Origin of the sequence: Corynebacterium sp. LK14, assembly GCF_008042215.1 — a bacterium.
In the GTDB taxonomy this organism is placed as follows: Bacteria; Actinomycetota; Actinomycetes; order Mycobacteriales; family Mycobacteriaceae; genus Corynebacterium; species Corynebacterium striatum.
This window is the reverse complement of the sequence record NZ_NOVQ01000023.1, coordinates 1-1,181: the sequence shown is the minus strand read 5'-3', so window position 1 is coordinate 1,181 and position 1,181 is coordinate 1. Positions and strand designations below refer to the sequence as shown.

The 1,181-nt window shown below is 53.2% G+C and carries 1 pseudogene; it reads right to left on the bottom strand.

Annotation, left to right across the window (positions count from 1 at the left end):
* Nucleotides 1–39: 39 nt before the first annotated feature.
* Nucleotides 40–1,181 (bottom strand): annotated as a pseudogene (locus CHU71_RS12665) (IS3 family transposase); the annotation flags it as partial.

The window sequence follows — 1,181 nt, the reverse complement described above, 5'->3', positions numbered from 1 at the left end:
CGGGCCTGACCCCCGGAAAGTGGACACGTCGGGGGTTAGCTATGCTGCTTTGGTCAGTGTAGCTGATGTGAGTGCTTCGAAGTCATCGGGAGCTAGAAGGTTGCACCACGAGTGTCGCCGGCGCGTGTTGTAGCGCATGCACCACCGGAAGACTTCCTGCCGGCAGATAATGGGATTGTCAAAGACTTTCCTATCACGCAAGACTTCCCGCTTGAGCGTGGCGTTAAATGATTCTGCTAGGGCGTTATCCGCACTCGTTCCTACCGCGCCCATGGATTGGCGCACACCCAACGACGAGCAATAGCTCCTAAAGGCTTGTGAGGTGTACACACTGCCGTGATCGGAATGGAATACAGCCCCGTCAAGACTGCTACGCACACCGTGCGCGTGGGCTAGTGCATCGACGACCAGTGACACTCGCATGTGGTCTGCGAGCGCATAACCTGCAAGTTTCCGTGAATACGTGTCAATGACTGTGGCCAAATACATGTTCTTGCCACCCTTACAGGGCAGGTAGGTGATGTCGCCAACATAGACGCGGTTCGGCTCGTTGGCTGTGAATTTACGGCCTACTAAGTCCGGCATGACACGGTGGCCAGGCTTGCGCCTGGTAGTGACACATCGGCGGCGCTTGGTAAAGCCTTTAAGTCCCATGGATTTCATGATGCGTGCGACCTTCTTGTGATTTATCGGGCCGAAATCCGTATCACTGTTGAGGCTTGCAGCGATGCGTTTAGCACCATAAAGCCCGTGCTCATCATCGAAGATGGTTGTAATTCTCGCACCAATAAGGGCATCGGAACACATCTTTAACCTGCGCTTTTCACGGGTTTGGACCCATTTATAGAACGAGGAACGATTCAGCTTTAACACATCGCACATCCGCTTGACCGAGTACTCGGTTCGGTAGTCATAGACAAACTGGAAGCGGATCACCAGCGTGTCTCTTCGGCAAAATATTTAGCAGCTTTACGTAGAATATCTCGTTCTTCGCGTAGTTTAGAGACTTCTTTTTCCAGCTGGCGGATTCACTCAGAATCAGTCGCCGCTTGGGCTTTATCATGCACGGCTTTAATGCGGGCACGTTTGCCGGTGCCGTACTTCTTGACCCAAGCATGCAGCGAGGCACGGTTGATACCGAGCTCTGCTGATGCTGCGTTCAGCGAGAGGTCCTCATTGTT